The 11,225-nt window shown below is 64.6% G+C and carries 8 protein-coding genes; 5 read left to right on the forward strand and 3 right to left on the reverse strand.

The window, feature by feature from the left end:
- Positions 1–120 precede the first annotated feature (120 nt).
- Positions 121–3,033, forward strand: a complete 2,913-nt coding sequence (locus NFE57_RS14140) for a M16 family metallopeptidase (protein ID WP_252136240.1) — start codon at positions 121–123, stop codon at positions 3,031–3,033.
- Positions 3,034–3,332: 299 nt separating this feature from the next.
- Here the strand turns inward: NFE57_RS14140 and NFE57_RS14145 are convergent, their stop codons facing one another.
- The 3 genes from NFE57_RS14145 to NFE57_RS14155 all read right to left on the reverse strand — a co-directional run bounded on the left by NFE57_RS14145 (position 3,333) and on the right by NFE57_RS14155 (position 7,122).
- A complete protein-coding gene (locus NFE57_RS14145; protein WP_252136241.1) occupies positions 3,333–4,082 on the reverse strand; it encodes a TonB-dependent receptor in 750 nt (249 codons plus the stop codon).
- A 139-nt stretch (positions 4,083–4,221) separates the two neighbouring features.
- Positions 4,222–6,012, reverse strand: coding sequence for an AMP-dependent synthetase/ligase (locus NFE57_RS14150; protein WP_252136242.1), 1,791 nt, complete (start codon positions 6,010–6,012; stop codon positions 4,222–4,224).
- Positions 6,013–6,087: 75 nt separating this feature from the next.
- A complete protein-coding gene (locus NFE57_RS14155; RefSeq protein WP_252136243.1) occupies positions 6,088–7,122 on the reverse strand; it encodes a quinone-dependent dihydroorotate dehydrogenase in 1,035 nt (344 codons plus the stop codon).
- Between the two features lie 237 nt (positions 7,123–7,359).
- On the opposite strand from NFE57_RS14155, the gene NFE57_RS14160 reads away from it, so the two are divergent.
- The 4 genes from NFE57_RS14160 to sufC all read left to right on the forward strand — a co-directional run bounded on the left by NFE57_RS14160 (position 7,360) and on the right by sufC (position 11,207).
- Positions 7,360–8,202, forward strand: coding sequence for a helix-turn-helix domain-containing protein (locus NFE57_RS14160; RefSeq protein WP_252136244.1), 843 nt, complete (start codon positions 7,360–7,362; stop codon positions 8,200–8,202).
- A 151-nt stretch (positions 8,203–8,353) separates the two neighbouring features.
- Entirely contained in the window at positions 8,354–8,836 is a 483-nt protein-coding gene (locus tag NFE57_RS14165) for an SUF system Fe-S cluster assembly regulator (RefSeq protein ID WP_252136245.1), read from the forward strand.
- Positions 8,836–10,299: a Fe-S cluster assembly protein SufB gene (gene sufB, locus NFE57_RS14170; protein ID WP_252136246.1), complete on the forward strand. Its 1,464-nt coding sequence runs from the start codon at positions 8,836–8,838 to the stop codon at positions 10,297–10,299. Before NFE57_RS14165 ends, sufB begins: the two co-directional genes overlap by 1 nt.
- 164 nt (positions 10,300–10,463) lie before the next feature.
- A complete protein-coding gene (sufC, locus tag NFE57_RS14175; protein WP_252136247.1) occupies positions 10,464–11,207 on the forward strand; it encodes a Fe-S cluster assembly ATPase SufC in 744 nt (247 codons plus the stop codon).
- The last annotated feature ends 18 nt before the right edge of the window (positions 11,208–11,225 follow it).

Genomic DNA, 11,225 nt, shown 5'->3' on the forward strand with positions numbered 1-11,225 from the left:
GGGGCGGCTTCTTGGAAGGCCCCTCTACGCGCGCTGTTGGTCCAAATCATGGCCGAGACCGGGCACAGGTTCGTCAGCCATGGCTTGGCGGCGGCCATGAATTCGGGGTAGATCACCGCGATGTTCGCTTTCCCCCGCGCGCCGCGCCTGTCGCTTCTCCTCCCTTTTCTGTTGTTCGTCGCACCCGGCGCGCTCGATGCGCAGTCGAAGGTGCTCGCCCCGCGCGAAAGTGCGACGACGTCGACGATCTTCCAGCAGCCCGGCTGGCTGTACGAGGGCAGCGACATCACCCCCGATCCCGACTGGTATTTCGGGACGCTGCCCAACGGCCTGCGCTATGCCGTGCGCCGTAATTCGGTGCCGCCGGGGCAGGTGGCGATCCGGGTACGGATCGACGCCGGGTCGCTTGCCGAAAGCGAGACCGAGCGCGGCTTCGCGCATCTGATCGAACATCTGTCGTTCCGCGGCTCGAAGGGCGTGCCCGACGGCGAGGCGCGGCGCATCTGGCAGCGGCTGGGCGCGACTTTCGGATCGGATACCAACGCCCAGACCACGCCGACGCAGACGGTCTACCAACTCGATCTGCCCGCCGCGACCGAAGCCTCGGTGGGCGAGAGCCTGCGCCTGCTGTCGGGCATGATGGCCGAGCCCAGCCTCGACGCCGGCGCGCTGGCCGCCGAACGACCGGTGGTGCTTGCCGAACAGCGCGAGCAGCCGGGGCCGCAGGTCAAATTCAGCGATCTGGTGCGCACGACGCTGTTCGCGGGCCAGCCGCTTGCCGACCGGTCGCCGATCGGGAACATCAAGGCGCTCGAGGCCGCGACTCCCGATGCCGTCCAGGCGTTTCACGACCGCTGGTATCGGCCGAGCCGGACCGTCGTCGTGCTCGTCGGCGACATCGATCCGGTGCTCGCCGGCAGGCTGATCGCGCAGCATTTCGGCGCTTGGAAGGGCGTCGGCCCCGATCCCGCCGATCCCGATTTCGGCACACCCGATGCGACGCAGCCCGCAGGCGGCGCGCTCGCCGAGCCGGGGTTGCCGCCGATGGTGGTGATGGCGACGGTCAGGCCGTGGCATTTCAACCAGGATACGGTGATCTTCAACCAGAAGCGCATGATCGACATGCTGGCGGCGCGGATCATCAACCGGCGGCTGGAGACGCGCGCGCGGGCGGGGGGCAGCTTCATTCAGGCGCAGGTCGATCTCGACGACGTATCGCGATCGGTCAACGGCACCTTCGTCAACATCATGCCGATCGGCGACGATTGGGAGGCCGCGGTGCGTGATGTACGCGCGGTGATCGCCGATGCGCTCGCGAACCCGCCCGATCAGGCCGAGATCGACCGCGCGGTGGCCGAATTCGATTCGATCATGAAGCAGGGCGTGCAGACCGCCGCGGCCGAGCAGGGCACCGATCTCGCCGATATGATGGTCGGTGCGCTCGACATTCGCGAAACCACCACCTCGGCGGCGACCAGCTACGCGATCCTGACCGGGGCCGAGGACAAGAAGATGTTCACCCCCGCCTCGGTGCTCGCCTCGACCGCGAAGATCTTCGAGGGCATCGAGCGCGCGGTGGTGACGACGCGCGCGCCCGACGCCAACGCCGCTGCCAAGCTGGCCGCGGTGATGGCCGAGGACGTGTCCGGGCTGGCGGGGAAACGAAGCGCACTTGCCGCGACCGCCTTTTCGCAACTCCCCGCGCTCGGCACGCCGGGCAAGGTTGTCAGCCGGACGCCGGTCACCGGGCTCGACATGGAGCAGGTGGTCTATGCCAACGGTGCGCGGCTGCTGCTGTTTCCCAACAACGCCGAGGCGAACCGGGTCTATGTCAACGTGCGCTTCGGGCGCGGGTACAACGCGCTGCCCGCCGATAAGCAGACCCCGGCCTGGGCCGCCGATCTTGCGCTGGTCTCGGGCGGGATCGGCACATTGGGGCAGGAGGAACTCGACGCGCTGACCGCCGGGCGGCGGATCGGCATGAATTTCAGCATCGACAACGATGCCTTCTCGCTCTCCGCGATGACCTCGCCCGACGACCTTGCCGATCAGCTTAAGCTGATCGCAGGCAAGCTCGCCGTGCCGGGCTGGGACCCCAACCCGGTCACGCGGGCGCGCGCGGTGATGCTCGCGGGCTATCCGAGCCTTGGCGGCTCCCCCGCCGGCGTGCTCGCGCGCGATCTCGAAGGGTTGCTCCACAATGACGATCCGCGCTGGGGCACACCCGATCCCAAGACGATCTCGGCGCTGACCCCGGCATCGTTCCGCGCCCTGTGGGAACCGTTGCTGCGGCAGGGGCCGATCGAGGTTCAGGTGTTCGGCGACATTCCCGCCGACATCGCGATCGCCGAGGTGGCAGCAACGATCGGCGCGCTCAAACCGCGCGCGGCGAGCAAGACACCCGCCGCGCCGATCGCCTTTCCGAAGCACAATGTCACCCCGGTCGTGCGGACGCACAGCGGCCCCGAAAATCAAGCGGCGGCGGTGATCGCCTGGCCGACCGGCGGCGGGGTGGAGCAGATCGCCGATTCGCGGCGGCTCGATGTGCTCGCGGCGGTGTTCAGCGATCGGCTGATCGACCAGCTCCGCTCGCAGGCGGGGGTCAGCTACAGCCCGCAGGTGGCGAGCGACTGGCCGGTGGGGCTGGCATCGGGGGGGCGGATGATCGCGGTGGGGCAGGTGCCGCCCGACAAGACCGCATTCTTCTTCGATCTGGCGCGCAAGATCGCCGCCGATCTCGTCGCTAAACCGATCAGCGAGGACGAATTGCAGCGCACCGTCGGCCCGCTCGCGCAATATGTGCTGCGCGCCTCGACCGGCAACCAGTTCTGGATGCAGCAACTGGGTGGCGCGACCAGCGATCCGCGGCGTGTTGCGGCCGCCAAGGGGATCGTCGGCGATCTGCGCGCGCTGAACCCGGCAACGCTTCAGGCCACCGCGGCTAAATATCTGCGCCCCGACAGGGACTGGACGCTGGAGGTGGTGCCCGAACAGGTCGCGGCGGCGATAAAAACCGAAAAGCCGCAGGGCTGAGCAATCGTGCCCGTGATCGAAGCACAGCGATCGTCTGCAGTGAAAGGCGGAAGGCCAGTTTCTAAGGGGACAGATAGCCGATAGACATCATTATGCGATGGAGGAAAACGCCTCGACCCGCATTCTCGGCGACGTTTTCAATCCAGCAGTGTTGCCTGGACAGGTCAGCGGACGACACGACAACACAGCACAGTTTGTGACGCGCATTTCCCAGAATTGCATGCTGAAGCGCTGGATGGATGGTCGTCGCTCTGTGGTGATCGATCGGGAGTAAGTTCCGCGCACCACGAAGCGGCCACTCAATGCTTCGGGACGATCACCAGCTTGTAGGGAATGTAGAGCAGCACTTCGGATAACCCGGAGCGCGCCCATTCGACTGGGCGATTTAGCCCTTCAATCTCAACGCCATATTCATCGCCAAGCTTCGCTGCCATGGATTTGGCGTCTGCGGCGATGATATCAGTGATCGCACCGCGGTACTGGTCTGGTGCAACAACCGAAAATGTCAAATCGTCGCTCGTTTCCATCAATGCGCGCCCAACCGGTTTCACCACCTTTACAAAACTGGCTATCTTCGCCTGAGCCGATCTCGCATCATTTCCGGCCCCAAGAGGAGCCTTCACAAGGAACGACAATTTTTGACTGTCCGGCCGACTGTCCTTCTTGAGCGATAAATTGCGGTAATTTTCCAATGTGACGATCTGCAATGTTTCATCGCCGGATGCGATCTGAACGCCTGCATGAGGCGCTGCCGCAATAGCGTTTGCGAGCGTCTTATAAATCTCGTCCTGACGGAGACTTCCATCACGCGTATCACCTGTAATGGTGACTTCCTGCACCGCAAAATCGGCGCTGCGTCGTAATCCCACCACTGGCATAGCTGCCGAATAGTCGATCCCTTCGCTACGCTTGGCGGTAACAATGACCTCTTGGCTACCTGTGTCCTGCGCGACGCTGTTAACTGGCAACATCACGCCAACCAGGGCCGATATGAACATTATGCGCTTCATCGCTACCCCATCCCCCCATTTATAGATGTTACAAAACATCCGCGTCATCCTCGCATGGCGACATATTCGGCTCCGCACCAAGAGCCCCATTTCCGCTTACCACCAATCATCGCCTTTCCCGCCCCGATGCCTGACGATCAAGTATTTCCACCAATGACGGCTTTGGGCGAAAGCACCCTCACCCTCGATAGAGCGCGTCGAGCCGGTCGCCGTAAACCTGCTTCAGGATATGCCGCCGGATCTTCATCGAGGGCGTGAGTTGCTCGTTCTCGATCGTGAACGGCTCGTCGGCGATGATGAAGCGGCGGATGCGTTCGATCTGTGACAGATCCTTGTTGACGCGTTCGACCGCGGCGCCGAGCGCGGCGCGATAATCGTGATCGTGGGCGAGGTTGGCGAAATTGCAGGGGTCGCCGCTTTTCGCACACCATTCGGCGGTCCATTCGGGATCGGGCACCAGCGTCGCGACCATATAGGGCTTGCGGTCGCCCGCGATCATCGCCTGCATGATCTCGGGCTGGAGCGTGAGCATCCCCTCCACCTTCTGCGGGGCGATATTGTCGCCCTTGTCGTTGATGATGAGGTCTTTCTTGCGATCGGTGATCTTGATCCGCCCTTTGGCGTCGATCTCGCCGATGTCACCGGTGTGGAGCCAGCCATCCTTGAGCACGCGCGCGGTTTCATCCTCGTTGCGCCAATAGCCGTGCATCACGAGTTCGCCGCGCACGAGGATTTCGCCATCCTCGGCGATGCGGACCTCGGTATCGGCGAGCGGCGGGCCGACCGTATCCATCCTGAGGCCCGCCGAGGGGCGGTTGCACGAGATGACGGGCGCCGCCTCGGTCTGGCCATAGCCTTGCAGGAAGGTCAGCCCCAGCGACTGGAAGAAGATGCCGATTTCGGGATTGAGCGGCGCGCCGCCCGAGACCATCGCCTTCATCCGGCCGCCGAAGCGCCTGGCGATCTTGGGCATCAGCGTGCGGTGGAGCAGCAGCTTCATTGGCGCATCGATGACGCGCCGGCGCCCCTCATAATCGCGCGCGCCCACCGATTGCGCGCGATCGAGCAACCATGCCGGCAGCTTGCCCTGTTTCTCGATTGCCTTGGAAATGCGCGTGCGCAGCACCTCGAACAGCCGCGGCACGACGACCATGATCGTCGGGCGGACTTCCTCGATATTCGAGGCGAGCTTTTCCAGCCCTTCGGCATAATAGATCTGCGCGCCGAGCCCGATCGGGAAATGCTGGCCGCCGGTATGTTCGTACGCATGGGAAAGGGGGAGGAACGACAGGAAAACCTCGTCGTCCCACCCGAAATCCTCCGCGATCAGGCGCGCGCAACCGTTGACGTTGTGCAGGATCGCGCCGTGATGCTGCATCACGCCGCGCGGGGCGCCGCCGGTGCCGCTGGTGTAGATGATACACGCCAGATCCTCGCGCGCGAAATCGGCTTTCGCCGCGACCGCGTCGGGATCGGCGGGATGCGCGGCCATCAGATCGGCCCACACATGGGCCTCGTAGGCGCCCGATTGAGCCGCGCGCAGATCCTCCATCCCGATCACGATCCGGGCGTGCGAGGATCGGATCACCGCGGGCAGCACCGTTCTGGCGAGCTTCGCGTTCGAGACGATCACCGCCGCCGCGCCCGAATTCTCGATGATATGGACGTGATCGCGTTCGGTATTGGTGGTGTAGGTCGGCACCGTCACACAGCCCGCGGCCATGATCGCGAGGTCGCTGATGCACCATTCGGGGCGATTTTCGGACACGAGCATCACGCGATCGCCGCGCTGGAGCCCCAGCGCCCGAAGCGCGGTGGCGAGACTCGCGACGTCGCGCGCGGCCTCGGCCCAGGTCGTTGCGACCCAGCCGCCATTCTGCTTGCGCCACAGGAACGGCTTGTCCCCGCCCTCGCGGGCTCGTTTGAAGAACATCGCGACGAGGTTGGGGAAATGTTCGAGCGTGCGCATCGTCTCTCCTGGCCGGCTATCGCCGCCTTAGGATGTCGAGCCTAGCGTGCTGCGTCGCACTGGCAAGATGCTATGCTATGCGCCTGTTCCCACGGCCTGTGCAACGCTTGCGAACCCATCGCGCCGTAGCCGCTCGGCGAGCCCGCGCGCGATCCGGCGCGGCAGCCCCGGCCCTTGGTAGACTAGTGCCGAATAGAGCTGGATCAGGCTCGCGCCGGCGCGAATCCGGGCATAGGCTTCCTCGGCGTCGCCGATCCCGCCGGCTGAGATCAGCGGCAGGACGCCGCCGGTCGCGCGGCGGAAACCGGCGAGCGCGGCACGGGCGAGCGGTGCCAGCGGGGCACCCGACAGCCCGCCTGCTTCGCCGCGGTGGCGGGCGTGCAGCGCGGGGCGCGAGATCGTGGTGTTGGCGACGATCAGCGCATCGACACGGTGCGCGATCGCAGCGTGCGCGATCGCCTCGATCGCGGCGGGATCGAGATCGGGCGCGACCTTGAGGAACAGCGGCGTCGTCCCGCGCGCTTCGTGCGCCGCCGTCAGCAGCTCGTCGAGCGCGGCGCCGTGTTGCAGATCGCGCAGACCGGGGGTGTTGGGCGAGCTGATGTTGATCGTCACATAATCGGCGATCGGTGCGGCGCGCGTCACGCCGGTTCGGTAATCGGCGATGCGATCGCGCGAGTCCTTGTTGGCGCCGACGTTGATGCCGAGGATGCCGCGGCGTTTCGCCTTGCCCACACGGTGCAGCGCGGCGTCGATGCCGCCGTTGTTGAACCCCATCCGGTTGATGACGGCATGGTCCTCGGTCAGGCGGAACAGGCGGGGGCGGGGGTTGCCGGGCTGGGGCAGCGGGGTCAGCGTGCCGATCTCGACCGCGCCGAAGCCGAGCGCGAACAGCCCGTCGATCGCGCGCCCGTCCTTGTCGAGCCCGGCCGCGAGCCCGATCGGACTGGCGAAGCGCAGCCCCGCCAGTTCGGTGGCGAGCAACGGGTCGGGCGCGCGCGCGCCGAACGGCGTGCCCAGCATGCCCCAGGCCGCGAGCGATTCGATCGCGACGCCGTGCGCGCGTTCGGCATCGAGCGCGAACAACGCGCGGGAAAGTCCTCCAGTCATCGCGCGTCCATGGCACCGGCGGTGCGGTGCGTCAAAGCGATGAGTGTCGGATTCTTCCAATACAACGCGCGCGATAGCGGCCAGAACTACCGCGCGACCCAAAGAATTCTCGTTTTGGGAATTCTCACCTTAGCTGGCCCGGCGGCTTCAGCCGACCGGGCCGCTTTTCTTCGCGGCCAAATCGGCCTAAACTCGGCAATAAAAGCCGGGTGAAAATGGGTCATGCCTGAAATCGAGTTGGAATACGCCATCCCATCGGCCAACGCCGCCGACTTCGTGACGCTATTCTATCATTTTCGCGCCGACATCCAGTCGTTCGAGGATACCGAGCGGGCCGATCACGCACAATTGCGCTTTCGGCTGACAGGAGGCGTTGCGACCTATGTGATGCCCGACGGGAGCGTTCAGGAAGGCGGGCCGATCCACATCATCGGGCCGACGACGGGGGCGATGAAGGTTTCGGTCGAAGGCCCGGTGCACGCCTTCGGATGCGGCATTACGCCGACCGGATGGGCGACGATGCTGGGGGTGGACGCCTCGGGCATGATCAACCGCGTGGTCGATGCGCACGACGTGTTCGGCCGCGACGTGCTGCGCCGTGCGCGGCGTGCGCTGATCGACGCGCCCGACATGGCGGCGATGGCCAGGATCGGGGAGGAACTGATCAGCACGCTCGTCGCCCGCCGCGATGGGGGCGCGCATGCTTTCGTCAGCCATGTCGACGCGTGGCTTGCCGATAGCGTTTCACCGCAGATCGAGGACCTGGTGGCCGTGACGCGGCTGTCGCGGCGTCAGGTCGAGCGCAAGTGCAACGCGCTCTATGGCGCGCCACCCAAGTTGCTGGCGCGAAAATACCGCGCCCTGCGCGCGGCGGTGGCGCTGGTTTCCAACGATGCGTCGCTCGACGACGTGCTCGAACGCGGTTTTTACGACCAGTCGCACTTGATTCGGGAGATCAAGCAATTCACCGGGCTGACGCCGCGCCAGATCAAGGCCGAGCCGTCGGCGCTCGCCCGACTGACCTTCGCGCAGCGCCACGCACTGGGCGGGCTGGTCAACCCGTTGATCAGCGACACCTGAGTTGCGAGTGATTCTCATCGGTTTTGACGGTTGACGTAAGCCTCTCGCGCTCCCATTTGACCAATCGGAACGAATCAGTCCGATTTGGATCGCGCGCTTCCGGATGGAGCGGAAACCGGTTTTCGCTGGAAGCGCGCCATTTGGGAATGTCATGCGTCTTTCGAGCCTCGCCGATTATGCGATCGTGATCCTGAGCGCCGCCGCACGCCGGTGTGGGGCGCGTGGGCGGTTGAACGCGACAATGCTCGCCGAGGAAACGGGGATCCCGCTGCCCACGGTGCAGAAGCTGGTCAGCAAGCTCTCCGGTGCGGGTCTGATCGAGACGCTGCGCGGCACCGGCGGCGGCCTGCGCCTGGCGCGGCCGCCGGCGACGATCAACCTCGCCGACATTATCGAAGCGGTCGAAGGCCCGATTGCGATGACGACCTGTCTCGAACAGGGGCGCGCCGAATGTTGCATCGAGGAGAATTGTCGCGTGAAGCCGCATTGGAGCATCGTCAACAGTGCGGTGCGTGATGCACTCGCCGCGGTGAGCCTGGCATCGCTTTCCTCTTTTCCCGCTGCCGGTCCCGCGTTGGGCGGCGCACATATCGCCCCCGGCCATCGCCGGGCAGGTGCAGAGGTGTTGAACTGATGGCTACCCGCAATGCAGAGGCGCTCGCCGCCGCGAACAGGAAGTATGAGTGGGGCTTTTCGTCCGATCTCGAACAGGAATTCGCGCCCAAGGGGCTGAACGAAGACACCGTTCGGTTTATCTCGGCCAAGAAGGGCGAGCCCGAATGGATGCTCGACTGGCGGCTCAAGGCCTTTCGCATGTGGCTGGAGATGGAGCAGCCCGATTGGGCCAAGGTCAATATTCCGCCGATCGATTATCAGGACGCGTATTATTACGCCGAGCCCAAGGTAAAGCCGTCGCTTAAGTCGCTCGACGAACTCGATCCCGAGATTTTGCGGACCTATGAAAAGCTCGGTATCCCGATCGAGGAGCAGAAGGTGCTCGCGGGCGTCGAGGGCGCGCGCAAGGTGGCGGTCGATGCGGTATTCGACAGCGTCTCGGTGGCGACCACCTTCCGCAAGGAACTGGCCGCGGCAGGGGTGATCTTCCTGTCGATCAGCGAGGCGGTGCGCGAACATCCCGATCTGGTCCGCAAATGGCTCGGCAAGGTCGTGCCGCAGCGCGACAATTATTTCGCGACGCTCAACAGCGCGGTCTTTTCGGACGGCACCTTCGTCTACATTCCCGAAGGCGTGCGCTGCCCGATGGAGCTATCGACCTATTTTCGCATCAACGCCGAGAATACGGGGCAGTTCGAACGCACGCTGATCATCGCCGACAAGGGGTCGCACGTCAGCTATCTCGAAGGCTGCACCGCGCCGATGCGCGACGAGAACCAGCTCCATGCCGCGGTGGTCGAACTGGTCGCGCTCGACGATGCCGAGATCAAATATTCGACCGTCCAGAACTGGTATCCGGGCGACGAGGAGGGCAAGGGCGGAATCTACAATTTCGTCACCAAGCGCGCGCTGTGCCAGGGCAGGAACAGCAAGGTAAGCTGGACCCAGGTCGAGACCGGCAGCGCGATCACCTGGAAATATCCGAGCTGCGTGCTCGCGGGCGAGAACAGCGTCGGCGAATTCTATTCGGTCGCGGTCACCAACCATTTCCAGCAGGCCGACACCGGCACCAAGATGATCCACCTCGGCAAGAACAGCCGTTCGACGATCGTCTCGAAGGGGATCAGCGCGGGGCGCAGCGACAACACCTATCGCGGCCTCGTGCGTGTGGGGCCGACCGCGGAGAATGTCCGCAACTTCACCCAGTGCGACAGCTTGTTGCTCGGCGACCAGTGCGGCGCGCACACCGTGCCGTATATCGAGGTCAAGAACCCGTCGGCGCAGATCGAGCATGAGGCGACGACCTCCAAGATCAGCGACGACCAGATGTTCTACGCGATGCAGCGCGGGCTCGACAGCGAGGCGGCGGTGGCGCTGATCGTCAACGGTTTCGCGCGCGATGTGCTCAAGCAACTGCCGATGGAATTTGCGGTCGAGGCCCAGAAATTGCTGGGCATTTCGCTGGAGGGGTCGGTCGGATGATCGCAGCCTGCCATCATGCCGGACCTGTTCCGGCATTCAATGAGCCGCAAGCGCTGGCGCTCGTGGAGAGTTGGCCCCCGGAACACGTCCGGGGTGGCGAAACAACATTCTCGTTATTTGCGGCAGGCGGATGCCGCCGCTCAGTAGATTGAAGACGGAAGCCAATGCTCAAAATCACTGATCTCCACGTCGAAATCGACGGCAACGAAATCCTCAAGGGCCTGTCGCTCGAGGTCAACGCGGGCGAAATCCATGCGATCATGGGGCCGAACGGCGCGGGTAAATCAACGCTGGGCTATGCGCTCGGCGGGCGGCCCGGCTATGAGGTGACCGCAGGCACCGCGACCTTGCTCGGGCAGGATCTGCTCGGCATGGACCCGCACGAACGCGCTACCTTGGGGTTGTTTCTCGGCTTTCAATATCCCGTCGAAATACCCGGTGTCTCGAACGTCCAGTTCCTGCGCGAGGCGCTCAACAGCCAGCGCCGGGCGCGTGGCGAGGCGGTGCTGTCGGGGGGCGAATTCCTCAAGCTCGCGCGGACGCAGGCCGATCTGCTCGGCATGGATCACGACATGCTCAAACGCCCGGTCAATGTCGGCTTTTCGGGCGGCGAGAAGAAGCGCAACGAGATGGTCCAGATGGGGATTATCGGCCCCAGATTCGCGATCCTCGACGAGACCGATTCGGGGCTCGACATCGACGCATTGAAGGCGGTGGGCGAGGGCATCAACCGGATCATGCGCGCACCCGACAAGGCGGTGTTGCTGATCACGCATTACGAACGACTGCTCGAATATGTGAAGCCCGATCGCGTCCACGTCCTGGCCGACGGCCGGATCGTCCGTTCGGGCGGGATCGAACTGGCGCAGCAGCTCGAAGCCGAAGGCTATGCCGAGGTGACGGCGTGATGGAAGCTTCACAGATCG

Origin of the sequence: Hephaestia sp. MAHUQ-44 (assembly GCF_023806085.1) — a bacterium.
Taxonomy (GTDB): Bacteria; Pseudomonadota; Alphaproteobacteria; order Sphingomonadales; family Sphingomonadaceae; genus Sphingomonas.

Excerpts from the sequence above, each read along its gene's own strand:
- sufB (WP_252136246.1), top strand. The coding sequence starts at position 8,836 with ATGGCTACCCGCAATGCAGAGGCGCTCGCCGCCGCGAACAGGAAGTAT.
- NFE57_RS14140 (WP_252136240.1), top strand. The coding sequence starts at position 121 with ATGTTCGCTTTCCCCCGCGCGCCGCGCCTGTCGCTTCTCCTCCCTTTT.
- NFE57_RS14150 (WP_252136242.1), bottom strand. The coding sequence starts at position 6,012 with ATGCGCACGCTCGAACATTTCCCCAACCTCGTCGCGATGTTCTTCAAA.
- NFE57_RS14165 (WP_252136245.1), top strand. The coding sequence starts at position 8,354 with ATGCGTCTTTCGAGCCTCGCCGATTATGCGATCGTGATCCTGAGCGCC.
- NFE57_RS14145 (WP_252136241.1), bottom strand. The coding sequence starts at position 4,082 with ATGTTTTGTAACATCTATAAATGGGGGGATGGGGTAGCGATGAAGCGC.
- NFE57_RS14155 (WP_252136243.1), bottom strand. The coding sequence starts at position 7,122 with ATGACTGGAGGACTTTCCCGCGCGTTGTTCGCGCTCGATGCCGAACGC.
- sufC (WP_252136247.1), top strand. The coding sequence starts at position 10,464 with ATGCTCAAAATCACTGATCTCCACGTCGAAATCGACGGCAACGAAATC.